20 protein-coding genes and 2 pseudogenes are annotated in these 25322 nt (G+C 47.4%); 19 read left to right on the top strand and 3 right to left on the bottom strand.

Annotated elements, in window-relative coordinates:
- Positions 1 to 2: 2 nt before the first annotated feature.
- A pseudogene (locus tag GC098_RS39710) lies at positions 3 to 110 on the top strand (DUF8821 family protein); the annotation flags it as partial.
- Between the two features lie 275 nt (positions 111 to 385).
- On the opposite strand, the gene GC098_RS00230 reads toward GC098_RS39710, so the two are convergent.
- Positions 386 to 1675 carry a glycoside hydrolase family 18 protein gene (locus GC098_RS00230; RefSeq protein ID WP_171639861.1) on the bottom strand — a complete coding sequence of 430 codons (1290 nt, stop codon included), beginning with the start codon at positions 1673 to 1675 and terminating at the stop codon, positions 386 to 388.
- A gap of 101 nt (positions 1676 to 1776) precedes the next feature.
- On the opposite strand from GC098_RS00230, the gene GC098_RS40695 reads away from it, so the two are divergent.
- Positions 1777 to 1911 carry a hypothetical protein gene (locus tag GC098_RS40695; protein ID WP_281366885.1) on the top strand — a complete coding sequence of 45 codons (135 nt, stop codon included), beginning with the start codon at positions 1777 to 1779 and terminating at the stop codon, positions 1909 to 1911.
- A gap of 18 nt (positions 1912 to 1929) precedes the next feature.
- Here the strand turns inward: GC098_RS40695 and GC098_RS00225 are convergent, their stop codons facing one another.
- Entirely contained in the window at positions 1930 to 3732 is a 1803-nt protein-coding gene (locus GC098_RS00225) for an alpha/beta fold hydrolase (protein ID WP_246358337.1), read from the bottom strand.
- A gap of 61 nt (positions 3733 to 3793) precedes the next feature.
- The gene (locus GC098_RS00220; protein ID WP_171639859.1) at positions 3794 to 4375 is read right to left on the bottom strand and encodes a TetR/AcrR family transcriptional regulator; all 582 of its coding nucleotides are present in this window, start codon (positions 4373 to 4375) and stop codon (positions 3794 to 3796) included.
- A 109-nt stretch (positions 4376 to 4484) separates the two neighbouring features.
- Between GC098_RS00220 and GC098_RS39485 the strand changes: the two genes are divergently transcribed.
- From GC098_RS39485 to GC098_RS00145, 17 genes and pseudogenes are all read left to right on the top strand, one after another.
- Positions 4485 to 5258 (top strand): hypothetical protein, encoded by a 774-nt coding sequence (locus tag GC098_RS39485; RefSeq protein ID WP_246358336.1) that lies wholly within the window; start codon positions 4485 to 4487, stop codon positions 5256 to 5258.
- A 10-nt stretch (positions 5259 to 5268) separates the two neighbouring features.
- Positions 5269 to 5724: a hypothetical protein gene (locus GC098_RS39480; RefSeq protein WP_216625098.1), complete on the top strand. Its 456-nt coding sequence runs from the start codon at positions 5269 to 5271 to the stop codon at positions 5722 to 5724.
- Positions 5725 to 6535: 811 nt separating this feature from the next.
- A pseudogene (locus tag GC098_RS40690) lies at positions 6536 to 6736 on the top strand (YiaA/YiaB family inner membrane protein); the annotation flags it as partial.
- On the top strand, positions 6728 to 6994 hold the full coding sequence (locus GC098_RS00210; protein WP_281366886.1) for a YiaA/YiaB family inner membrane protein: 267 nt from the start codon (positions 6728 to 6730) through the stop codon (positions 6992 to 6994). The pseudogene GC098_RS40690 and the gene GC098_RS00210, both read left to right, overlap by 9 nt.
- Before the next feature lie 155 nt (positions 6995 to 7149).
- Positions 7150 to 8952, top strand: coding sequence for a sensor histidine kinase (locus tag GC098_RS00205; RefSeq protein ID WP_171639857.1), 1803 nt, complete (start codon positions 7150 to 7152; stop codon positions 8950 to 8952).
- Entirely contained in the window at positions 8949 to 10505 is a 1557-nt protein-coding gene (locus GC098_RS00200) for a response regulator transcription factor (protein ID WP_171639855.1), read from the top strand. Before GC098_RS00205 ends, GC098_RS00200 begins: the two co-directional genes overlap by 4 nt.
- 162 nt (positions 10506 to 10667) lie before the next feature.
- Entirely contained in the window at positions 10668 to 12533 is a 1866-nt protein-coding gene (gene iolD / locus GC098_RS00195) for a 3D-(3,5/4)-trihydroxycyclohexane-1,2-dione acylhydrolase (decyclizing) (protein WP_171639853.1), read from the top strand.
- Positions 12534 to 12557: 24 nt separating this feature from the next.
- A complete protein-coding gene (gene iolE / locus GC098_RS00190; protein ID WP_171639851.1) occupies positions 12558 to 13466 on the top strand; it encodes a myo-inosose-2 dehydratase in 909 nt (302 codons plus the stop codon).
- Positions 13467 to 13473: 7 nt separating this feature from the next.
- Positions 13474 to 14484 (top strand): 5-dehydro-2-deoxygluconokinase, encoded by a 1011-nt coding sequence (iolC, locus tag GC098_RS00185; protein WP_171639849.1) that lies wholly within the window; start codon positions 13474 to 13476, stop codon positions 14482 to 14484.
- Between the two features lie 31 nt (positions 14485 to 14515).
- Positions 14516 to 15961 (top strand): CoA-acylating methylmalonate-semialdehyde dehydrogenase, encoded by a 1446-nt coding sequence (locus GC098_RS00180; protein ID WP_171639847.1) that lies wholly within the window; start codon positions 14516 to 14518, stop codon positions 15959 to 15961.
- Positions 15962 to 15999: 38 nt separating this feature from the next.
- Positions 16000 to 16875, top strand: coding sequence for a class II fructose-1,6-bisphosphate aldolase (fba, locus tag GC098_RS00175; protein WP_171639845.1), 876 nt, complete (start codon positions 16000 to 16002; stop codon positions 16873 to 16875).
- Positions 16875 to 17918 carry an inositol 2-dehydrogenase gene (gene iolG, locus GC098_RS00170; protein WP_171639844.1) on the top strand — a complete coding sequence of 348 codons (1044 nt, stop codon included), beginning with the start codon at positions 16875 to 16877 and terminating at the stop codon, positions 17916 to 17918. The genes fba and iolG overlap by 1 nt, the downstream gene beginning before the upstream one ends.
- Before the next feature lie 17 nt (positions 17919 to 17935).
- The gene (gene iolB / locus GC098_RS00165; protein WP_171639842.1) at positions 17936 to 18760 is read left to right on the top strand and encodes a 5-deoxy-glucuronate isomerase; all 825 of its coding nucleotides are present in this window, start codon (positions 17936 to 17938) and stop codon (positions 18758 to 18760) included.
- A gap of 76 nt (positions 18761 to 18836) precedes the next feature.
- On the top strand, positions 18837 to 19856 hold the full coding sequence (locus GC098_RS00160; protein WP_171639840.1) for a LacI family DNA-binding transcriptional regulator: 1020 nt from the start codon (positions 18837 to 18839) through the stop codon (positions 19854 to 19856).
- Positions 19857 to 20787: 931 nt separating this feature from the next.
- Positions 20788 to 23418 (top strand): transglutaminase domain-containing protein, encoded by a 2631-nt coding sequence (locus GC098_RS00155; protein WP_171639838.1) that lies wholly within the window; start codon positions 20788 to 20790, stop codon positions 23416 to 23418.
- Positions 23419 to 23511: 93 nt separating this feature from the next.
- A complete protein-coding gene (locus tag GC098_RS00150; RefSeq protein ID WP_312879965.1) occupies positions 23512 to 24660 on the top strand; it encodes a GntR family transcriptional regulator in 1149 nt (382 codons plus the stop codon).
- 87 nt (positions 24661 to 24747) lie between these two features.
- On the top strand, positions 24748 to 24945 hold the full coding sequence (locus GC098_RS00145) for a hypothetical protein (protein WP_171639836.1): 198 nt from the start codon (positions 24748 to 24750) through the stop codon (positions 24943 to 24945).
- Positions 24946 to 25322: the final 377 nt, after the last annotated feature.

Below are 25322 nucleotides of genomic sequence, written 5' to 3'. Positions count from 1 at the left end.
AAATGAAGACCCCACAGGAATTAGAAGAGAAGTTTAAGTTTGCCCGGCAGAATTCTAAACTAGCGGGAACCATTAGGGGTTCGTTTTTTGTGATTAAAGGAGAATATTAATGTAAGCGAAAGCGCAATTGGAGTAATCCATACACTTTTTCTTCTTGCAAAAGAGATGCGAGATCAAAGAGAGGGCCATCCTAAACGGGATGGCTTAAAACTTGCCGTTTCACCTAGCGCGGTGAACCCTACCATAAGTAAGGTAAATTGTTTGGATAAAATTGTATCGAAACAAGGATATGAATATAAGCAGATGCGCGTTAAACCTAAAAAGGACCGTCAGGATGATCTTTCCTGACGGTTTTTCTTCATAAGTGCGTCGCTTCCATCAGTTATTAAGATCGTTTCACGACTTTGAAATTTTCCTCAAGCAGCAGCCAGTTTTGCGGGAATTTAAGACCGAGCTTCCAGTAACTAATACCGCGTAAGCCAAGCTCTTTCAACAAGCGGAATTTCGCTTGAATGGAGCGTGCGTCCTCGAACCAGACCGTGTGCTCCTTGCCAGCATCGTCCCAGTAGTTGAAGTGCGGGGCTTGCGCCGTGTAATCGTATAGGATCTGCGCATTATACTTGCGGGCCAGATCAATAGCCGCTTGCGGAGAGACGGCCTTAGCAAAGGCGCCGCCGTGGACATAGGGCAGCGTCCAATCGTAGCCGTACAGATTTTGGCCCATCATGACTTTGGAAGCGGGCATCTCGCTGATGGCGTACTCGAGCACTTTACGCACGGGACCGATGGGGGAGACGGCCATAGGGGGGCCGCCGCTGTAGCCCCATTCGTACGTCATGATCACGACGAAATCGGCGATCTGGCCATGCGCTTTGTAATCATGCGCAGAGTACCAGGCACCGGCTTGAGCGGCGCTTGTTTTCGGCGCGAGCGCCGTAGACATCAAATAACCTTCTTGATGGAGTTGTGTCGCGGCTTTACGAAGAAAGCGATTGTAGGCATCACGATCATCGGGGAACAGATGCTCAATGTCAAAATGGATATCGCGGAATCCATATTGTTTGGCAGTGCTTTTAATAGTCTGAAGCAGACGATTCTGAACGGTTTCGTCGGTGAGGATGATATGTCCGAGCTCAGCGCTGAATTGGTCCTTTTCGAGATTGGTCACAACCATCATCAAGGTGACGCCATGCTGTGAGGCAATCCCGCGAAGATCATCCAGCTGAGGGGCTTGGAGGGTGCCGTCCCGTTTAATACGGAAGCTGAATGGAGCTAAGTACGTAAGATGAGGGGCTGCTTCCTTGGCGGATTGAATGAGAACGGGCGATACGTCAGACCCGCGAGGCTCTAAATAGGCATTCACTTCTGCCTGCGTACGAGGGGTTGGCGGAATATAGAGACGAAAGCCTACAGGTAAAGATTGATACAAGGTTAGTTTATTGACGGAGGCGAGGGTTTGCAGGTCGATTCCGAGCTTTCGGGCAATCAGATAGAGCCCTTCACCGGGCTGTACCCAGTAGTACGAGCCAACAATCGGAATGACTAATGCCTGTCCGATGACCAGGGATTGGCTGGGGGTCATCTCATTGGCTTCTGCGATCGTATCCACCGACACTCCATACGTTTGCGCAATGCGGTATAACGTCTGTCCCTTCTGGACAACGTGGATTTGCATAGGGTTCCTCCCTTTCTTCGTAAGCAAAGGCGTTATATCCGAGCCTACTTTTTTCTTTACCTTATTCGAAAGGAAGGAGATGGGTGTATGTCTACTGGAAAATGTCTACTGGAAAAAAGCAAAGAACTCGATTGACAACCATGCCGCGCTACGGCAAGAAGAATCGAGTTCTTGCGATAATGATTATAGACCTTGCTGCCTCAGGAGCTGAGCGGTCAGCGCCGGATGCGAGATAGGGAAGTGGTGAGCAGCCGCTATCTCCACCGTGCGCGCGGAGCGAAACGCTCCGGCAGGTGGGACGCCCGATCCTGGGTTCCCCACAGGATCGATGCCTCACGAAGCAGCAGCGCATCTGGCTGCTGCAGGGAGAAGCTCTCTGCGCGCGTCAGCGCAGAGAGGGTCTCCGCAGTCGTCTTCCGCACACGCGGCGACTGCAGCTCGGCCAGGACATAAGTGACATACGCGGGCGGTATGTCACTTATGTCCGTGAAGCAGCTCTGCGCCAGCAGCTGCTTCCGCAAGCTAGCCGCGCGCAGCATGCGCAGCGCGGCTTCGTTGATTCGCGCGCTGCGGTACCTCCGCGCAGCGCTGTGCAGTGCAGGCTGCAGCAAATGCAGCCTGTGGATCTGTTCCGGTACGCGAGCGTAGGCGTGGGCGGCGAGCAGTCCGCCCAGCGAGTGCCCCACGAGCGTAACCGGGGTCTCGAAAGACCGAATCGCCTGGACAAGCGATTCGATATGCCCCTCTATCACATCCGCACCGTGGTGATAGGGCGAACGACCGAAGCCTGGGAGATCGACCAGGCAGACGGAAGACTCAGGGAATTGCTCGGCCAGCGGGAGCAAGCAATCAGCTCCGCTTAGAGTGCCGTGAACGAACAAGATCGGAGGCTTCCCTTTGTCTGATCCCACCCGTTCCAGTGTGGCCAAAGGCCCTCTTTTACCTCGTATATAGCCATCTGCCTGAGGGTTGGAATGAACGAGACGAAAGTCAAGATCCGAGATGGTATAGGGCATAATCGAGGAGTTTACCACGTGCTCCAATCCGTATTTTCGCTGCATGTCTTGTGCGGCAGTTAGGGGATAGGCCTGATTGACATCCACGATGAAATCGAGGGATTCCTTAGGAATTCCGATTTTTTGTCCAAGTGGACTCCCCAGAACCTTCGACAACAATTTAGGCGAGATTGCTCCCAATGGTTTACTAACACGAAGTTCCTTGGCTATGCCCGACACGAGCTCCATGATCGAGGGACTTTGCTTCTTTTCATTAAGTAAGTAATAGGTTTGACTAACTGGATTCGATTCCTTCGTCAGAGTGCTAATGAACTCGGCAGCGTGATTGATGTGAAATAGGGGCAACCAATGGGAGTTACCGCCGGGTGTGATACTCATCAACCTACGCGCGGTGGCCTGTACGAGAATACCGAGTCCGCCGGTTTGCGGGGTATCCCCGTGCTCTGAGCTGCCAATCAGAACGCTTGGATGGACGACAGATAGTGGAAAACTTAGCTGCATCGCTCCTTGGCGAATGCGCAAATCAGCTAGGAATTTCATGCGCTCATAAGGAGATTCCTGCTCTAAACTAGCGATAATAGGTGCTGGATTGTGGAAATTATCATCGGTAAAGGGGCTTTTGAAGCCGACAATATGGATGAAATGCTGCAAACCTTTGCTCGTTTGAATTTGCGAAGCCAAATTTAGCAATTCCTCGGCGGCTTGCAGAAAAACCGCACGGGCCTCGGACTCCCCGATCCGAATATCCATCGGTCCTCCCGCGTGAATGATGACATCTGCCGTCAGCACTGACGCCATGTCAGGTGCGCTTAATCCAAGACCGGGTAAGCCTAAATCTCCTATAACCGGGGAAAATCGCTCTTTTCCCACGTTAGTTTCCCTCTGACCATCACCGCTGAGCCAACCTAATTGCTTGCGGATCTGCTCCCATCGAGCTTTGGAACGAACGAGCACCGAAACGGTATGATCCTCACGGGATAGCTGCTCTAATGTTTGTGTTCCTATGAACCCTGTACCGCCTGTGATGAAAATATGTGTCATCTAGATTACCTGCCCTTCATTATTTTTTAGTACTATTTAGTACTAATGGTGGTTAAAAAAATTACTTTAGCAACAAGGCTAAAGTAGAAAGTGTTTGATCCAACATGGCTGGATCTTGGTTTGCATGCTGTAGGAACAGCCCACCTTCAATCGTCGAAACGATCAATTGTGCCGTGGCTTTTGTCGGCAGGGTGGATGAAAACTCCTTGTTATGAGCACCCTCGATGAGCAGGGCTTCCACCGTAAGCATTTGGTCCCGGAAAAAAACGCTCACTTTCTCCCGCAGTACATCTGCATCAAGCGGCATCTGTGTGTAGAGCGTGAGAAACGGGCATCCGCCTAAGGAAGTCCATTCAAGTCCTGTCAGCACTTGTAGGAGAGCAGTGAAGCGCTCCTGCACACTTAATTCCGAACGTGACACGGTCTCCTGGATCATCTCGTTATAGGTGTGTATAAGTTGTTCAAGAATTGCGGTCAGCAGGTCTTCTTTACGTTTGAAATAATAATAAATATTCGTTTTGGACACTTTGCTCACTGCAACGATTTCGTCCATGCTGGTTGCTAAGTAGCCTTTTGTCAGGAACAAGTCCGTTGCTACTTGAATCACAAGATCACGATTGGTTAATTTCTTTTGCTTTTTCATAAATAGTACTATACGGTACTAAAAATCGATTGTCAAATCCGAAATGTATATCTTACATTCGAAAGAAGATAATAGCATTATTGGAAACTGATTCATAAGGATGCTGCACATGAGAAGCAAGTCACGCCGTCAAATTGCTTTTGTCGGTTTATTAGGGATTACCCAATTGCATTTACGCAATCCACTCATTATTGTATGGTGGGCTGCAGCCTTTCCGGGCTTTGGTCATTTACTGCTATCCAAGTACTTTCGCGGCTTTATCCTCATTGGATGGGAAATGTTGATTAATACCCAGATGCATTTGAACGAAGCGATCGTTTACACCTTCACAGGTCAATTCGACCGGGCTAATGAGGTGCTGGATATTCGGTGGATGTCACTTTATGCGCCTGTTTATTTATTTGCGATCTACGACAGCTATCGAACCTCCGTGGATTTGAATCATCAATTTATTTTAGCTAAAAGGGAGAACGCCCCGATTGATTGTTTTAAAATGTCCGGTATGGAAATTAACTACCTAGATAAACGCTCGCCATGGCTAGCGATGGTCTGGTCGCTGTTAATGCCGGGAATGGGCCAGCTTTACTCCCATCGGATTATCAATGCTTTTTTTATACTTGTGACCTGGATTTCGCTTTCCTATTTGTCTCATTTACTCGAAGGAATTCACTATTTACTCATGTGGGACTTAACACAGTCGGCTCGTGTAGTGGATATGCATTGGCTTATATTTTTACCTTCTATTTATGGTTTTTCCGTCTACGATGCTTATGTCAATACAGTAGAATATAACAAGCTGTTTGATCACGAGCAGGTTTGCATGCTCCAAGAGGACTATCAGAATCCCCAATTTCCATTTCCTAAATCTTCGCTTCGAGAATGAGGGTTACACCATGCATGTAATAGCATCATTTGAACATTCGATCTATTTGGAGCTGGCGATTACTGCTCTTGAAGAAGCGGGTATTCCCAAGGAACACATTTATGCTGTTTCTTTGCAGGCGAGACCCAACAAACCGAAGATGTTCGATACGATCCATCGCTCCGATGGCGTTAGTTTATTTGATGCTGGGACCGCCCTGGCAACAGCGCTCACGGTAGTTGGCTCAACCTATGGCTTTATTTTAAAAGGAGGGGCCATTCTTTGGGGCCTTATTGGCGCAACTGTGGGTTTTACCATTGGAGTCTTAATTGATATTGCTCATAAAAAAAAGAAGAAAGCCAATCTGCCATCCCGAGATAAAATAACGGAAGTTATTCTGCTGGTCGCTTGCGTTAAAGAGGAAACTAAGCAAATTCAGGCTATCTTCTGGGAGCATCACGCCTTCGGTGTAGCCATATGTGAATGATTTTTACTGCGCAAAAACCACGATAGACCGGTGCCGAGATAACGCCTTCTCAACGCGCGCGGTATAGCACTGCCGCATGTCGGTGGTCAACCCCGAACGGGTTATTTTTGAAATAGTTGGATCAGAGGAGAGGCGATAGCTTACCTCTATTTAGCATGTTTAGTTATGCATTTTTGCTGAGTTAATTGAGATTGTGGAGATATGATAATCATTCGTGAAGTGGCTATGCGTTCTGGGGTGCTAGTAGTGTGTTTGGTTGTCTTGTCTCGTTTGTTTATTTTTTCTGGTTTGATTGGTTTTTCCTCTTGTTTGGTTTTCTTTGTTTATTGTTTGTGTTTGTTAATGGAATGTGGGATTTAAGAAGGCGAGTTGCACAACGTACAACAATTTCCTTGATTTCTTCTGTAAAAGCTAAAGATGTTGTAGGTTTTACAACAATTTTGCCGATTCACAGGCATTTGAGCTACTTTTGGTTGAAATTGCTGTATTTTCTGCAACATTAGCGTGGAAAATGTGAATTAACTTGCAAAATGTTGTACGGCGTACAACACTACCCCTACGAAACAAATTAATACTTAAACAAATAGGCCTTAAGCGGCATAATGTGTTTAACATCAACCTTTGCAGCACTCGCTTTCTCAACGCGCGAGAGTCCTGGGCACCGTTGTAGCACCTCCACATTAGTATGCTAAAGCACTTGGGTACTATTGGTAAATAGTACTATCTGGGAGGGGAGTTATCTCCTATACTAAAAAACAAGAGCAAGACACTAAAGCGTTGCAGCAGCAACCACAGGGGGCTTTTTGAGATGATGGATAATCGGAGACGGAATACGACAGCATTTACTTTTATGGCATGGGCATCATTCATTGGGGCATTCCTGGCGATGTTCATCGGGATTTATACATTGGAAGAATCACTGAGTGTTAAAGGTTACTTCGCCGTATGCGCGTTATTCCTCACGATGTCGGCTTTTGTCTTACAGAAGGTCATTCGTGATAATTTGGAGGATGGCTACGGTTCACGCAAACGAAATACAGCGGCTTTCACCTTCTTGGCATGGAGTTCTTTCGCTCTTGCGCTTCTGGGTATGTTTATTGGCATTATTAATCTAGAGCAGCTGCTTTCTGTCAAAGGTTATTACGCTGTTACGGCCTTGTTCCTGACGATGTCTTCCTTTGTTCTCCAAAAAACGGTGCGTGACAACAATGATGATGAGCTCCTACAACCAGTTGAAAATAAAATCGAAAATAAATTCGAAGAGCTATAGAACACAGCACTTTACCAAGAAGTTTAGTTCATAATTGATGAACTAAACTTTTTTCAATTTTTGCCTATAAGACTAAAAGGATGGCAGGAACACGCATGATGTTGCTATAATGTCGTCAAGGGATTGGTCAATATTAAGATATAGGGGTAAATGAGATGAGATCATGGAGTCGACTTTTACTAAGCATTAACCGCAGCTTCAGGGTAAAACTGATTCTCAGCCTATCCGTCATCATTTTGCTGACCTTTGGCGTTACGGGCTATTTAACTTATCGCTATAACTTGTCACTGTTTGAAGAAGAAATCAGTAAGCAGTTTTCGAGTACGAACGAAGAGGCACTGGCGAAGATGGACCTGAAAGTACAGGAGGTTGTACGGATCTCACAAACGGTCGTATTTAATCCTGAAATCGAAAAGGTCATAACATGGATTAATTCGAGCGAAGATTCCGATCCATATAATCTGTATTACAATAAAAAGCAAATCGAAGAACAGATTTTCCAGATAAAATCGGATGCGCCTTACATTACGGGTATGTACTTATATGACCTCAAAGGGAATCCTTCTTATTTCAGCTATACCACTTCTTCGATTAATATGCCGAATGAGAACGTATTCAGCACAATTCGTTCCAAAATCATCGACACCTATGGGGACCTCGTATGGATTAACATGCCATTGTCATCCTCCGTGGAACCAAGCGGGTTCCGAAACACAATCATTGTGGCTCGATGGATGAAAAATAGCGCTTTGAACACATATGGCGTGCTTGTGATGGCTTTTGACGAATCGTTCTTCTCGGGTTCTCTCAAGGAACTGACGAAGAATGGAGAAGGCGAAGTCTATTTGTTCAACAAGAATAATGAGCTGTTATTTAGCAATTCGCCGGAGAGCTCGATAGATAAACGGGAACGCCTGAAAAATTTGAATCAAACACAGGTTATGGATCAGCATTTGTTCGTTCAAGGACAGTCGAAAGTGACTTCCTTCAAGCTGGTCAGCGGAACTTCGCTTACGGCTATCCAAAGCAAGAATCGAGATTTATTTCAGAAAATCGTATACTCTGGCCTGATCAGCATTCTTCTCACCAGTGTGTTGATCGTACTCTCCACGGGCAATCTGCTGCGGCCGCTCAAGGATTTGCTGCAGGGTCTGCGCAAAGTAAGATCTGGCGATTTCGATACGCGCATTGAGATTCGAACCAAAGATGAGCTGGCTTATATCGGAGAGAGCTTCAACGCAATGGCCGAACAAGTCGGAAGGCTGATCAAGGAAGTGTATTTGACTCAGTTAAGTGAGAAGGAAGCAGAGCTTAAAGCACTGCAGGCCCAATTGAATCCACATTTTCTGCATAATATGTTTAACGAAATTTATTGGAAGCTTTACCTGCAAGACGAGATCGAAACGGCGGCCTTGATCGCGGCCATATCGGAGATGCTCAAGTATTCGTTGATGCCTGTACGGACCCTAACCACTGTGAGGGAAGAACTACAGCAGATCCGTAACTATTTGAAGGTACAGAAGGAGCTCTTTGAAACGGATTTGGAGACGATTATTCAAGCGGATGATGACGTCCTGGACGGTCAGGTTATGCGTTCTCTTCTCCAGCCATTAGTAGAAAATGTGTTTATGCATGCCTTTCGCAACAAAGTGTCGCATAAAGTGCTGTTGATTAAAGCGAGCAGTCGCGATGGCTTTCTTGAGATTGAAGTTACGGATAATGGCTGCGGTATGGACGAAGTGGCCATTTCGCAAATACTGGGCTACCAGGGCTCCTCTTTGCCGCAGCGATCAGATGGGCGAGAGAGTCTCGGGGTTCGCAGTGTTGTAAGGAGAATTGAGCTGGTCTATGGTACGCCTTATCGTTTGGAAATCAATAGTGTGATTGAAAGCGGTACCACCATGCGTCTTGTTTTGCCTTTTGTAAACAACGTCGAGACAGGAGGTTCTGTAGCATGAGAATCGGGAGAGTATTGATTGTGGAAGATCAGCCGAATTTTCGAAAAGGGCTGATGAAGATGTTAGAAGGCAGAGAACTGGGCTGGGAAGTGGTTGGTGAAGCTGGCAATGGGCAGGATGCATTAGCGCTTCTGGATGAACTTAAACCTGATTTAGTGTTGACTGATATCCGAATGCCCATCATGGACGGGATCGAATTTGTAGGGCATTTGCGACAGAACCATCCTGAGATGCTTGTCATTATTTTGACGGGATACAAAAATTTTGAGTATGCACAAGCGGCCGTTCGACATGGTGCGTTAGATTTTCTGACCAAACCATGCACGGAGCAGGATGTTCGTCAGGTGATGAATAAGGCATCCGAGAGGTTCTACGTTAAATATGCACAGCAGCAGAAGCAGCAAATGCAGCTGCGGCTCCAGCAAGATCAGGAGCTTCGAGCGGCTTTATTGGACTTGCCTTATGAGAAGAGTACAGCAGCAAGGCTAACCGTTGGTCTGGCTGGTAGGGAGCTGTGGCTTCTGCAAATGAACAGCGAGGATTTGGCAAATAAAGCGTATGGGAAAAGCGACATGAGCCTGCTGCAGTTCGCGTTCTCCAATATCGTCGAGGAGCTTCTAAGTGTAGCGGGGGTGGAGGCGCAGCTTCTATTGGTGGAGCATGACAGCTTTGTACTGGTTTCGGCACAACATGGTGTCGATGAGAGCTTGCAAGATGCCATTCAAAGCGCTTCTTTCGAGTATTTGAAGATTCGCTTGCATATGATTTCAATGGGGATTGGTCCTTCTGCTAATGAGTTAGCGGATTTGTATAACTTGACCAAAGGGATTGTCTACGTACCTGTTAACAGCCTTCCTGAGAGTGGTAGTGAGACAGGATCCGGGATCATGTTGTCGCTGAACCAAGCGAGGGTTAGAGAAATGGAAGTTCAACTGATGTCTGCCATTCTGGTCGGTCAGGAGGACAGTCTTCAGCTTCTTTTGGATCGGGTGCTGGCAGAGCTGCCTCTTTCGTCGCCAGAGGAGATGCGAATTGGGGCGTTATCACTCTCCATTGCTTTGCTTGGAACGATACAGAAGCAATTTGATCCTGAGGATAATAATGCACTAGCCAGAATCCCTAACGAAATGCCGCAGACGCATTGGACCTCGGAGGATGTCCTTCAATGGACTGCCGAGCAAGTGAAGAACTTCTTGCAGCAATTTAACAACTGGCAGGCGGCCAAAAGTGACAATTTGATCGAAAGAGCCGTCAAGTACATTGAGGAGCACTACAATGAAGAATGCCGATTAACGGATGTGGCGTCGCATATTCATTTAAATCCAAGCTATTTCAGCGTCGTATTTAAGAAAGCTACAGGGGAAAGCTTTACACGCTTCGTTACCCGATTCCGTATGGATAAAGCGGCTTTGCTGCTCCGAAATACCGATATGAAAATATTCGAGATCGCTTCTGCCATCGGGTTTGACGAGCCGAATTATTTTACGAATGTCTTCAAACAGCAGTTCCAAATGTCACCCAAGGAATACAGGAATGGCAGAGCGACATCATAAGTTTAAGAGCTATAGGATGCCACTGTGCCATTGCCATTTCTTCGTCTATGAGTTTTTTTTGTAAAAGGCATTGCGGTCGAAATAAATATGTTGTACTATCGGATTAAGCGCTTAACCTCGACAGATTAAGCGCTTAACCTTTATCGTGAAAGGAAGATGGTCATGAGTACGATTCGACTAACGATGGCACAAGCGCTGCTGCGTTTTCTGGACCAACAGTACGTGTCTGTGGATGGACAAGAGACCAAGTTTGTACGTGGTGTCATGGGGATTTTCGGTCATGGCAATGTGACAGGACTTGGAGAAGCCTTGGAACGGAGCGCAGGCGACCTTACTTATATACAAGGCAAGAATGAACAAGGGATGGTACATGCCGCTGCGGCTTACGCCAAGCAGCAAAACCGTCGGCAAATATATGCCTGCACCACATCGATTGGACCAGGTGCTCTGAATATGGTGACCGCCGCGGCAACAGCGACAGTCAACCGGATTCCGGTGCTGCTGCTGCCAGGAGACAATTTTGCATCAAGACAGCCGGATCCAGTGCTCCAGCAGCTAGAGGTTGTTGGTGATTATACCGTGTCGGCCACCGATCCTTTCAAATCAGTCAGTAAATATTGGGACCGGATTGTTCGCCCAGAGCAGTTGATGAGCGCGGCTATTCAGGCGATGCGAGTCTTAACAGACCCAGCAGAAACGGGAGCGGTTACCCTAGCTTTACCCCAAGATGTGCAAGCAGAGGCGTACGATTATCCGGAAGCCTTTTTCGATAAGAAAGTCCACTATCTAGATAGACGTCCGCCAGCAAGAGAAGCAGTGAATCGCGCTGTAGCCTGCCTGGTAGGTAAACAGCGTCCGTTGATTATTGCAGGCGGCGGAGTCCTTTATGCAGATGCGACGAAGGAATTAATGGAATTTGCAGCTGCTTTTGGGATTCCTGTAGCAGAAACGCAGGCAGGTAAAAGCTCGTTGCCTTGGAACCATCCGCTGAATGTTGGCGCTATTGGTGTTACAGGCGCACTCGCAGCGAATGTGCTGGCGAAGCAAGCGGACCTGATTATCGGCGTAGGGACGCGGTATTCCGACTTTACAACGGCATCTAAATCGGCTTTTGCGAATCCGAAGGTGCAGTTTATTAATATAAATGTCAGTGGATTTGATTCTTCGAAAATGAGCGGGATCAACATTACGGCTGATGCGAAGGAAGCGTTAAGTGCACTGAAAGATGCTTTGACGGCGCAGCACTATGTTAGCGGTTACGAGAACGGTTACATAGGTTCTTTGAAAGCGGAGTGGGATGGCGAGGTTGACCGTTTGTACAATGCGGAATGTGAAGAGGGCTTCGCCCAAACTCGCGCGCTTGGGGTCATTAATCAAACGATTGATCCTTCAGCTGTCATTGTTTGCGCAGCGGGGAGCCTGCCGGGGGATTTACACCGCTTATGGCGATCGTCGGAGCCTAAAACCTATCATATGGAATATGGCTTCTCCTGCATGGGTTATGAAGTTAGCGGTGCTTTCGGGGCTGCTTTGGCTGAGCCGAATCGTGAGGTCTATGCCGTGGTCGGTGATGGAAGCTACCTGATGCTGCACTCCGAGATGATTACAAGCCTCCAAGAGGGCCAGAAATTCACTGTGCTGCTGTTCGATAATCATGGCTTCCAATGCATCCATAATCTGCAAAGGGGTCACGGCAGCGACGGGTTCGGGAATGAGTTTCGATATCGTGAAGCCGCTACGGGCAAGTTGACAGGCGAATATATGCCTATCGATTTCGCAGCGCATGCTCGCAGCTTAGGTGTGAAGACGTACAAAGCAAACACGCCTGAAGAACTAAAGGAAGCGCTGCTGAAAGCGAAGGAAGAAACAGTCACGACGCTGATCGAGATTCCTGTTGTTCCGGGAACGAACACACAGGGTTATGAATCCTGGTGGCAGGTAGGTGTTCCTGAAGTTTCCGAGAGTGAGAAAGTGATTGCAGCGCACGAAGAAATGAAGAAAAACATACAAGCGGCGAAACCCATTTAACGATAAAGGGGAGGGAACATATCCATGAAAGACCTGCCATTTAAGCTAGGTGTTCATCCAATTAATTGGGTGGGAGAAGACGTCAAAGAACATGGCGCGGATACCACATATGAACAAATTTTAGATGATATTCAGGCGTTGGGGCTGAAAGGTACCGAGATGGGCCGCAAATATCCGACGGATATTGAGGTGCTGAAGCAGGAGCTGGATAAGCGAGGGATAAGCCTCGTGTCACAATGGAAATCCGTGCTATTCTCTGATCCTGCTTACAGGGAAGAGGAACTGAAAGCCTACAGGGAGCATGTCCAGTTTCTCAAGGAAATGGGAAGTACGGTCATCAGCACAGCGGAAGTTGGGGGCTCACTCCACTTCGACCCGCGTCGCTCCCCGAACGAGAAGGAAGTGCTGCGTCTAGACGAAGCCGGCTGGCAAAGCTTAGCCGAAGGACTGAACCTTGCGGGAGCAATCGCGCAGGAGTACGGTCTGAAGCTGACGTATCACCACCATGGTGGAACGGTTGTTGAAAGTCCGGAGGAAATCGATAAGCTGATGGAGCTTACGGATCCATCGCTCGTATACCTGCTCTTCGATACTGGTCATGCCTATTATGGCGGGGCGGACCCTCTCACTGTGCTGCGCAAGCACGAGAAGCGGATTGCTTATATCCACTTGAAGGATATTCGGCAAGCCGTGTTAGATGAAGCGCGCGCCGAGAAGGTCGACTTCGTGACTTGTATCCGCAAAGGGGTGTTCACCGTTCCTGGTGACGGCTGTATCGACTTTGCTCCTATATTTGAGGAGCTGCTATCTCAAGGATATGCGGGATGGGCGATGCTTGAAGGCGAGCAGGATCCGGCTGCACACAACCCTTATGAATACGCTAAGCAAGCACTTCAACATATAGAATCCCTCATTCCACAAGAAAGAAGGTAATGATCCTATGACCTATGTTTCCTTTCCACAGTCGAAGCCGCTGGATTTTGTAGCGATTGGTAGACTATGTATAGATTTGAATGCGAATGAAATTAATCGTCCCATGGAAGAGACTATGACCTTTACCAAATATGTAGGGGGTTCTCCCGCTAACATTACGATTGGCATGGCCAGATTGGGCATGAAAACAGCCTTTATTGGCAAAATTGCCAACGATCAAATGGGACGTTTCATCGCTGATTATTTAGAGCGGAACAACATCGAAACAACGAATGTCGTGACTGACAATACCGGCGCGGTTACGGGACTAGCCTTTACAGAAATCAAAAGCCCAACGGAATGCAGCATCCTTATGTATCGTGACAATGTGGCGGACTTGCTGCTGACACCAGCCGAAGTACAAGAATCACTGATTGCAGAATCGAAGGTACTTCTTATCTCTGGTACAGCACTTGCGCAAAGTCCGTCCCGCGAAGCCGTCTTTCAGGCATTGGATTACGCGAAGAAGCATGGGGTCGTCATCATTTTTGATCTAGATTACCGTCCATACACATGGAAAACATCAGAAGAGACAGCCGTTTACTACAATCTGGCGGCCGAGAAATGTGACATTATTCTGGGTACCCGCGAAGAATTCGATATGATGGAACGCTTTGAGAACAATCCTGAGAAAAATGATCAGATCACAGCTGCTAAATGGTTCGACTATTCGGCGAAGATTGTCATTATCAAGCATGGCAAGGAAGGTTCTATCGCTTATACCCCAGATGGTATTGGTCATCGTGCCAAGAGCTTCCCGGCTAAGGTGGTTAAGACGTTTGGTGCCGGCGATTCCTATGCAGCTGGCTTTATTTATGGCATCATGCAAGGTTGGACGATTGAGAAAAGTATGGAATACGGCAGTGCCGCAGCTTGTATCGTGATCTCCAGTCACAGCTGTTCTGATGCGATGCCGACAACTGACCAAGTAAATGACTATATCGAGCGCTGCAACCGCGGTGAAATTACAGCATCTTAACTTATTCGAACCATTAGAGGAGAGTCCACATATGACAACAACTTTGAAAAACTGGATCGGCGGCGAATGGGTCGCTTCAACATCCACACAAACAGAACCGGTTTATAACCCTGCAACAGAAGAAGTTCTAGCTAATATTCCAATTTCGACGAAGGCAGATGTGGATCACGCTGTTCGTACGGCTCAAGAAGCATTCCAGACCTGGAGCCGCACACCTGTACCACGTAGAGCACGTGTATTATTCAAATACCAACAGCTTCTGGTGGAGCATTGGGAAGAGCTGGCTCGGATCGTTACGCAAGAAAATGGCAAAAGCTACAACGAAGCTTACGGAGAAGTGCTTCGGGGCATCGAGTGTGTAGAATTCGCAGCTGGGGCGCCATCGCTAATGATGGGCAAACAGCTTCCAGACATCGCGTCCAATCTTGAATCCGGTATGTACCGTTATCCAATCGGTGTTATCGGTGGTATCACACCATTTAACTTCCCGATGATGGTGCCTTGCTGGATGTTCCCGCTTGCGATTGCTTGCGGAAATACCTTCGTGCTGAAGCCGTCTGAACGCACACCTCATCTTGCAAACCGCTTGGCTGAGTTGTTCCATGAAGCGGGCTTACCAGCTGGCGTTCTCAATATCGTTCATGGCGCGCATGACGTGGTCAATGGGCTTTTGGAACACAAGGAAGTTAAAGCCATTTCGTTCGTTGGCTCCCAACCAGTTGCCGAATATATTTACAAAACAGCCTCTGCAAATGGGAAACGCGTTCAAGCGCTTGCAGGCGCTAAAAACCACTCGATCGTTATGCCGGATGCCGATTTGGACATTGCCGTGAAGGAAATCGTCAATGCAGCCTTCGGTTCTGCTGGCGAGCGCTGTATGGCTTGTTCCGTCGTGGTGGCGGTTGGAGAAGTGGGCGATACGCTTGTGGGCAAGCTGCTTGAAGCCGCTGATCGGATTACGATTGGTAATGGATTGGAAGAAGGCATTTTCTTAGGGCCTGTTATCCGCGGTCAGCATAAAGAAAGAACGTTAAAATACATCGAAATCGGCGAAACCGAAGGAGCTCTTCTTGTCCGCGACGGACGTAAGGACGCTGCTTCTGAGCAACAAGGCTATTTCGTGGGTCCTACGATTTTTGACCAAGTTGAGTGTGGTATGAAAATTTGGGAGGACGAGATTTTTGCTCCAGTTCTCTCCATCGTTAGAGTGGCTACTCTTGAGGAAGCGATCGAGCTTTCCAATCGTTCTGATTTTGCCAATGGCGCATGCCTCTTTACTAAGGATGGCAGCAATGTACGTCAATTCCGTGAAAATATCGATGCTGGTATGCTCGGTATTAACCTAGGCGTTCCCGCACCGATGGCTTTCTTCCCTTTCTCTGGCTGGAAAAAATCGTTCTACGGCGATTTGCATGCGAATGGGACGGACGGCGTGGAGTTCTATACGCGTAAGAAAATGGTCACAGCTCGCTGGTAACAGCGGGTTAGATCTTATCGACAGGAGAGGTGAACTTCATGACGCTCGTTTCAATGAAAGAGATGCTGCAGCAGGCTTTGGAAGGGAAATATGCTGTCGGGCAGTTTAATTTGAATAACTTAGAGTTTACACAAGCGATCTTACAAGCTGCTCAGCAGGAACAAGCGCCTGTTATTCTAGGCGTTAGTGAAGCTTATATCCCTTATATGGGCGGACTGCCCTGTATTGTAGGAATGGTGAAATCACTGATTGAGCACTATGGGGTAACGGTCCCAGTAGCTCTTCATCTAGACCACGGAACCAGCTATGACCTATGTATCCGTGCGATCCATGCCGGTTTTACCTCTGTTATGATCGATGCTTCTCATCATTCGTTAGAGCATAATATCGAGGTCACTCGTCAGGTGACACAGGCTGCGCATGTGCTGGGTGTATCGGTGGAGTCCGAGCTGGGCCGGATTACCGGACGCGAGGATGACTTAGTCGTAGACGAAGCTGAAGGCATGTACGCTGTTGCCGAGGACTGCGTTCGTTTAGTGAGGGAAACGGGAATCGATTGTTTAGCTCCTGCTCTTGGATCGGTTCACGGTCCTTATCGGGGACAGCCAAAGCTCGGTTTCGATCGAATGGCGGAAATTAGAACGCTGACTGGATTGCCGCTTGTACTTCATGGCGGAAGCGGTCTGCCAGATGAAGAGATCCGTCAAGCGATCGCTTGCGGTACAGCCAAAATCAATGTGAATACAGATAATCAAATTGCTTGTACAGCCGCTATTCGTTCGTTCTTGAATGAGCATCCGGAAGCTTACGATCCAAGGAACTATTTAGTGCCTGCACGGGAAGCGATTATCGCCTCCGTTAGAGCAAAAATTCAATTGTTCGGTTCTACAGGTAAAGCGGGAGGGAACGCATGATGAATAAAATTAAAATCGGTATTATTGGTGCTGGCAGAATTGGTAAAATCCACGCAGACAATTTGCTTCGAATACCTCAAGTTGAAATCATTGCTGTGAGTGATTTATTTGCAGGTCCTGAGTTAGAAGCATGGGCTGCTTCACGTCAAATTCAGACGGTTACAAAAGACAGCCATGAGCTTATTGATAACCCTGACATCGACGCCATCTTTATTTGCTCATCCACGGATACGCATGTCCCGCTCATTCAACTGGCTGCACTAGCTGGTAAACATATTTTCTGCGAGAAGCCAATCAGCATGGATATCACCCAAACCGAAGCGGCTATTGCAACGGTTAATCAGGCTGGTGTGAAGTTGCAAATCGGCTTCAATCGCAGATTTGACCACAACTTCAAGCGCGTTCGCGAGGTTGTTCAAGGAGGAACAATTGGCGATCCGCATATCGTGAAAATCACCTCCCGTGATCCGAATCCACCTCACGCTGATTACATCAAGGTGTCGGGCGGCATTTTCATGGATATGATGATCCATGACTTCGACATGGCTCGCTATGTAGCGGGGAGCGAGGTTGAGGAAGTATACGCGCAGGGCAATGTGCTCATTAACCCGGTTTTCGCCGAGCACGGCGATGTCGATACCGCAATTGTAACGCTGAAGTTCCAGAACGGTGCTCTCGGTGTCATCGATAACAGCCGTCAAGCGGTATACGGCTATGACCAACGAGTTGAAGTGTTTGGCTCCAAAGGCAGTGTAGCGGTAGCCAACGATCACCCTAATACAGCCGTAGTTAGTACGGCGGATGCTATTATTAGCGAAAAGCCGCTGCATTTCTTCCTAGAACGCTATCAAGCTGCCTATATGGAAGAAACACAAATTTTCATCGATTGTCTATTGAATGATAAGCCTGTACCTGTGAGTGGCTATGACGGTATGCAGGCGGAGCGGATCGCTTTAGCTGCTAAGCTGTCATCCCGTTTGGGCCGGCCAGTGAAAGTAAGTGAGGCGTTAGATTTGCTTAAACAGACCTCGGTATCTCAATAAGGGAGGGAGACGTTAACATGAACAGGTCCAAACTGATCGTAACGCCTGCCTCCTCCCCGAACGAGGAAGGCAGCCTTTTAACAGTGACTCCGGAATCAGCGGGATGGAAATATGTGGGTTTTGAAGTTGTGCGGCTTGCGGAGGGGCAATCCTTGAGCCGCGAGACAGCTGGGCTGGAAGTTTGTCTTGTCCTGCTCACTGGTAAAGCCGATGTGGTTACTAAGCAAGCGGAGTGGAAAAATATTGGGCAGCGGATGAGCGTGTTTGAGAAAATACCGCCATATTCCGTCTATGTGCCTAACGATGATCGCTACGAGGTTATTGCACTGACAGCGGTTGAGCTTGCTATTTGCTCCGCTCCTGGTGCTGGCAACCATAAGGCACGTCTGATTGCACCTGATCAGGTAGGGGTAGAAACGCGTGGTTATGGCAATATAGAGCGCCAAATTCATAACATTTTGCCAGAGCAGGAGCCAGCGGATAGCTTACTTGTGGTTGAAGTCTTTACACCGAATGGGCACTGGTCGAGCTATCCGCCTCATAAGCACGATCGCGATGCGCTTCCAGACGAATCGTTTCTGGAAGAAACGTATTATTATCGCGTCGATCCGGGGCATGGCTTTGCGGTCCAACGTGTGTACACGGACGACCGATCGCTTGATGAGACGCTGATTGTTAAGAATGGCGAAACCGTGCTCGTTCCGCGTGGCTATCACCCTGTTTCGGCGCCTCCAGGCTATGATGTGTACTACCTGAATGTTATGGCGGGACCTACCCGAACATGGAAGTTTCATAATGATCCGGAACATGCCTGGATCATGACGAAGCCGCGCGAAGCGTAAACCGGTTTGCAAGTTCCCGTCAGCCCCTTCATAATGGAAGAAAAAAAGTATCCTTCAAGAAAAATGGGGTAGTAGGATGAAGGCAACCATCTATGATGTGGCTAGAGAGGCCGGTGTGTCCATTGCGGCGGTCTCGCAGGTCATGAACGGCAAAGGAAAAATAAGCGAAGAACGACGCGGTGAAATCATAAAAATTATGGAGCGGCTCAATTATCAGCCTAGCGTTATCGCGTCAGCGCTGACTGGGAAAAAGACCTATACATTAGGTCTGCTTGTGCCCGATATTTCCAATCCCTTTTTTGCGGAAATTGCTCGAGCTGTAGAGGACCAAGGCCATCATATGGGCTATAGTCTGGTCATTTGCAGCAGCGACAATAAAGATGAACGGGTGGAGCGATATTTGAATTTGCTCCAGCAAAAAAGTGTGGATGCCATGATCATTGGTACGGGGATGGACAATAAAGACATGCTGACTCCATTGATGGAGAGAGCGATCCCTATTGCTATGATTGCTAGGGAAATGCCTGATATCGACGTTCATACTGTCGTGGTGGATGACTTTGTCGGAGGTGCGTTGTCCGCAACGCATCTACTCGATTTGGGTCATCTGCGCATGGCCATCCTGGCTGAGCACTCGAAAGTAAGCAGCAGCCGTGAAAGGGTGCGTGGCTTCAAGAGCAAGCTGGAAGAAGCAGGGGTTCATCTGCCGGAAAACAGCGTACGCAACTGCCACTACGTTGTAGCGGATGGAAAGCGTGAAGCGCTGGAACTGTTGGAACAATCGAACCCTGATCGGCCGACCGCGCTGTTTTGTTGTAACGATTTGCTCGCAATCGGTGCGCTTCAGGCCGCTAAACAGCTTGGCCTGCGCGTGCCAGAGGATCTATCTGTGATCGGTTTCGATAACACAATTCTGGCTTCAGTGACAGATCCGCCGCTTACGACTGTCGCTCAGCCGATCGAGCCGATGGGGAAAATGGTCGTTGATTTGTTGATTCAGGAATTGAAGAAAGAATCGAAAGCCAAGCAACGTGTTGTGATGCGTCCTGAGCTGATTGTTAGGCAATCAACTGCGGCTCCAACGGCATGTGATTAGTATATTTGTAACTTTTTAGGCTGCTTCCCTTTGCGGAGGCAGCTTTTTTTGTATTTTAAGTTGGGCTAGGGGGAGGCTTAAGCTTCGTCCTATTTTGGCATGCATGGTTAGTTGTGGATATTGCTGAGATGAGTGAGATTGTGGGAACATGCCTAATCGATTAGATAAGTGATTATGTTTTCTTGGTGTTATTTGTTGTTTGAGTGAGAATGTGGTTGTATGCATAAGCATTTGTTTCGTTAGGTGGCAATATTATGCTGATGTTTTGCTTCCTGATGTTTAGTTTTTGATGTTTAGTTTTCTAGTGTTTTTGTTTCAGATGATTTGTTTTCTAGTGTTTAGTTTGCTGGTTTCTGGATGAAATGGAGAATTAGCAAGTCAGTCGAGCCCAAGATTCGCGAAGTTGTATAACGTACAACAATTTCCTCGATTTCTTCTGTGAAGGCTTGAGATGTTGTATGCTGTACAACAATTTAGCCTATTTTCGTGCCATAGAGCTACTTTTGGCTAGAGATGTTGTATTTTTTACAACAATCGAGAGGAAAATGCGGATTAGCTTGCTTATTGTTGTACGAAATACAACATTACACAGATCAGCACGCGAATGCGTCTTGCGAGCAGCCTCCGCGAATCTTGGGCACTCGTTGTCTCATCTCATGGCAATGGTCAAACCCAAACGCGCAAAGTCGGCGTAAGTCATTTATTCCGTGTTATCAGATATCCAGATATATCTACTTTGCTACCACTCCCGCCAATAACCACGTTCGAGCTGACAGTGACACAGATCTCATCAGAAGTTCTCTAATAAACTTCGGAATGAGTTATAAAAAAATATATTTAAATTAGATATACTATATTGTAATATATATTTCAAAAGATATATCATTCTGTATGTGGCACTTATAAAATGACTAAGGGAGTGGGCACAACGATGACGAATGTATTTTCGTTAGATAGCACTGCAATCACGAGAATCGAAGAAAAAATGCGATTCAAACGAGGGGTGGCACAAGCCAGGGAGAAAGAGCTTTTTGACATTTTTGAGAAGCCGATGAGTGAAGAAGAAGCATGGGCTCTTAAATTTTTATATGCTTACATGCCGCTGAATGATTTGGCGGATTATGAGGGATGTCTCTTTTTAAACCATGTGCGAACTACTCTTGAAATCCGTGAAGACGTGCGATGGGGAAGACGTGTGCCCGATCACGAGTTTCTGCATTTTGTGCTTCCATACCGAGTAAACAATGAAAACATCGAAGACAGCAGGGGATGGTTCTTCGGACAATTAGTTGATCGGGTCAAGAACCTTTCAATGGAACAGGCCATATTGGAAATCAATCACTGGTGTCATGAGAAAGCGACCTATGTCGGATGCGACCCGCGAACGGTTTCCCCGCTGACGATGGTCCGTAATACGCTGGGAAGGTGTGGAGAACAGTCGACTCTATTGGTGGCAGCACTAAGGAGTTTGTGTATTCCTGCCCGCCAGTGCTATACACCGCGATGGGCGCATTGCGATTCCAATCATGCTTGGGTGGAAGCGTGGGCCGACGGGAAATGGTATTTCCTTGGCGCGTGCGAGCCGGAGCCTCGGCTGAATGAGGGGTGGTTTCGGGGGCCGGCTAAGCGGGCGATGCTCGTCAATACTCGCGTTGCAGCCAACTATCCAGGTCCGGAGGAACTTACATTAGCACATCCTTGGTACTCTGAAATCAATTTATTGAGCCCTTACGCTCCAAGCAAAAAGATTACGATCAGGGTCAAAGACGAGAAGGGAAACCCGGTGCCTGGGGCCACTGTCATTTTCCAAGTGTACAACTATGCTGATTTTTCTCCTATTGCTACTATACCAGCAGACGAGCGAGGGGAAGCTTTCTTAACCGCAGGCCTTGGTGATTTGTTGATTCATTCAGTCTCGGGAAATTTTTGGGGGACGAAAAAGATTAGTGTGAAGGATGCCGATGTGTTCGACATTCAATTGTCCGATAAACTGCCGCAGAATGGGATCAGCGTCTTCGACATGGTTCCTCCACAGGAACTGGCAGATGCAACGGAAGACGCTATCACCGAAGCCGAAAAACAAGAGAACAACCGTCGTATTCAAGAGGGCGCTAGCATCAGGAAGAAATATGAAGCTTCCTTCGTGGATACCCTTCAGGCAGAGGAATTGGCGAAAAAGTTATCTTTGCCCGCGAGCAGGGTCAGGGACATATTGGAGAAAGCGCGTGGTAACAGTCACGAAATCGCTGCTTTTTTACAAGAATATACGCCGAGATACGGCGAATGGACTTTGAGGCTGCTAGAGAGTTTGAACGTTAAGGATTTGACGGATACCTTTGGTTTAACGCTTGCCGACCATCTTATCCAGTCCGCTGTGTTTAAAGAAATGTTTGATGAAGAAACGTTTATGCGTTACGTCCTTTGTCCAAGAGTTCATTTTGAAATGATAAGGCCTTATAGGAAATTCTTTCTGGAAATATTTACGGATTCGGAGCAACGAAGTTTCCGGGATGATCCAGTCAAGCTGGTTGGTTGGCTTTCGGAGCACTTTGAGATTGTGGAAGATTTGAATTATTATCAGGGAATGGCTACACCTATAGGGAGCTTCCGATTGCAAAAAGGTGACCGTTTGAGCCGAGATATTCTTTTCGTAGCGTTGGCACGAAGCTTAGGGATCCCAGCACGTCTTGAACCGAGCGAACGGAGTCCTCAATTTCGGTTTGGCGAGTCTTGGAATGACGTTGTATTTTTACAGCAGGGCGACCCAGAACGGACGGACTTGTCAGATAACAAGGAAATAGGCAGCATCAGGTTCATTGCAAATGCTGCAGCCGATAATGACTTGGAGTATTTCCGTAATTTTTCATTAGCGCGCTTTGAAAATGGCCAGTACAAGACGCTTCAATTTACCGCTGGCAAAAAGGACTTCTATGAGGAGTCGCTTGTTGTGAAGACCGGCAGTTACCGGTTAACGACAGGTACGCGATTGCCGGATGGGACAGCTAGGGTGCAATTCGCGACGTTTACTGTATTACCAGATAGAACTACGGAAATTATACCTGCTCTTACCAAGGAATCCGTTCAAGCGCCTGTACTGGGATCGGTCGATCCAGATTTGTCTTTCTCATTTTTCAATGGTAAAAGAAGTGCGCTAGGCGAATTGGCCGAACGTCGCGGTCTACTCATGGCGTGGATCGATCCGGATAGGGAACCTACAAAGCATCTGATCCGGGAACTCCGAGAGCTTTCTAAGGAGTATGATGATTGGGGTGGCTCCATTTGCCTAGTTGTTGAGGATGATAAAGTGACTGCTGCATTTCAGCCGAACGCTTACGAAGGCTTACCTGCCGAAACAGATTTTGCTAAAGACGTCTCTAGCAAAGGCCTGCAATCCGTGTTGACTGGTATCCAGTCGGAGCTTCAATACAATCTCCCGCTTGTTTTTGTGGTGGACCGAGAGTGCCGCATCCGGTATCTGTCTGCCGGCTATAAGCTGGGTATTGGTAAAGAGGCGCTGCAAGTTGTAAGGCAGTTGGATGAAGAGTCTGTTTGGGCCCGATAAGCACGCTTGATAATTTGGTATATTTAATTTACAATGTTGGTATAGATTTTTATATCAAATTGTCTAAGAGATGCCTGGACAACTGGAAGTGATGTGTTGGAATTGGATAGTAAACCGCTTTATATGAAGATTTTGAGTGATTTGAAAGAAAAGATTAGATCCGGGGAGTATGTGCCTGAGCAGCAGCTTCCGACCGAAGTAGAGCTTGCGACGCAGTACGGCGTCAGCCGGATTACTTCCAAACGCGCCCTGATCGAGTTGGAGCGGGAAGGCATGATCTACCGCAAACGCGGCAGCGGAAGCTACGTGAAATATCCAGAAGATGCCGTTGATACGGGTATTCCAAACGCAACGCACCCCATCATCGCCATGATTTTGCCTTATATGGCTACAAGTGAGCTTGATTATATCAAAGGAGCCCACGATTACTTGGACTCCAAAGGCTATTATTTGAGCATACACAATAGCAACTGGAAAAAAGAAAAAGAAAAAGAGATACTGGCCAAGGTGCCGAAAAGCGGCCTGAGCGGTATCATCGTGTATCCAATTAGCACGATCAGCAACATCGATGTGATCAATGCACTCTATTGGAACGATTATCCGATTGTGACGATCGATCAATATTTCGATAGCTTGCCTATCAGCAGTGTCGTATCCGACAACTTTGAAGGTGGGTATATGACTGCCAAAAGATTGATTGAACTTGGGCACGAACGGATCGCTTTTGTTTCCAGCGTCAGCATTGAATACCGTAGTTCTGTAAGAGACAGGTACCTCGGTTATTGCAAAGCGCTAAAAGACCATAAGATGTCAATCGATTCGGATCTCGTGATAACGGATTTCTATCGTGAGTTGAGTGGGGCAAACGCAAAAGCATTTTACAAATCGTTGATTGCGAAATTGAGGCATATGAAGGTTACCGCTCTTCAGGTTGAGCATGATCATATTGCAGTCGAACTGCTCAAAACGGCTTTGGAAATGGGGATTGGAGTTCCCGAACAGCTATCCATAGCGGGCTTTGACGACCATGAAATAGCCAGGCATGTCGAAGTGCCATTATCTTCGGTCGGCCAAGATTATTACTCCATTGGGCGCCAAGCGGCGGAAATCATCATTCGAAGGATTGAGAACGCCGATACCGAACAATACAAAATTAAGACTCTGGTACGATGGGTTGAACGCGAATCCACGGGGCCACGCCCGAATCCGTATACGACTGATCTGCCAGCCGTACAATTATAAACAGCGAACCTTCCCAGGTGTCATGCCTACCTTCGGGAAGGTTTTATATTTACAGGCCTGAATTTTTAGGGGTTAGGGAGTAAGGTGATGAAGCTTACCTTATTTAGGATTGTTGGCTGCGGACTTTGCAGCGCAAAAGGCAAGCATGCTCAACACCCGGACGGTTATCGTCCAAGCGCTTCTGGAGCATCATGGAGCATAATTGTGATTGTGGATATGCATAATCATTCGGTAAGTGAATATGGTTTCCTGGTATTATGTTTGTTTTTGTTGGGGAAATGGTGAAATAGCAAGGCAAGCGCGCCCTGGATTCGCAAAGTTGTACTTCGTACAACAATTTCCTTCATTTCTCTTGGGGAAGCTAAGGATTGTTGTATGTTGCACAACAATTTGTCCGTTTTAGAGGCTAAAGAGCTACTTTTGGCTAGAATTGTTGTATTTATTGCAACAATCGCGTGGAAAACGCGGAGTAGCTTGCTAAAATTTGCACAAAGTACAACTTCACACGTTCAAGTAAGCAGTACGCCACTTAGGCGAAACTGCTTTGCATCAACCTATATAAACACGCTCAACCAAGGACGGCGTAAGCCCTTGATTGTGCAACGGACAAATTGAGTATAACCAAATTTATATATTTTAACAAAAGATATATTAACTATTTA

It is taken from the genome of Paenibacillus phytorum, assembly GCF_013141715.1.
Taxonomy (GTDB): domain Bacteria; phylum Bacillota; class Bacilli; order Paenibacillales; family NBRC-103111; genus Paenibacillus_E; species Paenibacillus_E phytorum.
This window is presented reverse-complemented; position numbering and strand designations above follow the sequence as displayed.